Below are 570 nucleotides of genomic sequence, written 5' to 3'. Positions count from 1 at the left end.
CATCGGCCGGGTTGTTCTTGGCGTTGAGCTGGAACAGATACGTTCCCGGTGCCGCGGGGAGCCGCTTACCGTCGAAGTTCTTGAGCCGCCACAGATTCAACCGCTGCCCCGTCAACGGATGCATATCGCGGATGACGAGGTCCTCGGCCAGCGGGCCTGTTTCCTCGGTGGCGAGATTGCCCTCGCCGGTGGGTCGGCGGAACGTCATCTTGGACACGACGTCACCGCAGACGGTGACCGTGATTCGGCGCCAGCCGCGGGTGCGCGGGTGTTCGGACAGTACCGCCTGGATGACCGCGGAGATCTCGTCCCCGTCGGACGGGGCGTCGGGCCATGCCAGATACAGGTCCACCGCGAGGTGCTCGGGTGCGGGACCGGCGATGTCGTCGATCGCGTCCAATGTCGCAGACAGGTCCGTGAACGACGTTGCAGTGGAGACGAGTTGTAGTCGTTCGCCGGCGAGGTCGAAGTTGCCGGTGACGAAGTGTTTGTTTTCGCGGTCGAAGGCTTTGACGTCTTCGAGGGTGCGGATTTCGTAGTATTGGCGGGTGATGACTTCCAGGAGTGCGC

1 pseudogene is annotated in these 570 nt (G+C 63.7%); it reads right to left on the bottom strand.

The window, feature by feature from the left end:
• A pseudogene (locus J1M86_RS24155) lies at positions 1-570 on the bottom strand (fused acetyl/propionyl-CoA carboxylase subunit alpha/methylmalonyl-CoA decarboxylase subunit alpha); the annotation flags it as partial.

Source organism: Rhodococcus sp. KRD197 (assembly GCF_017168235.1).
Taxonomy (GTDB): Bacteria; Actinomycetota; Actinomycetes; order Mycobacteriales; family Mycobacteriaceae; genus Rhodococcoides.
This window is presented reverse-complemented; position numbering and strand designations above follow the sequence as displayed.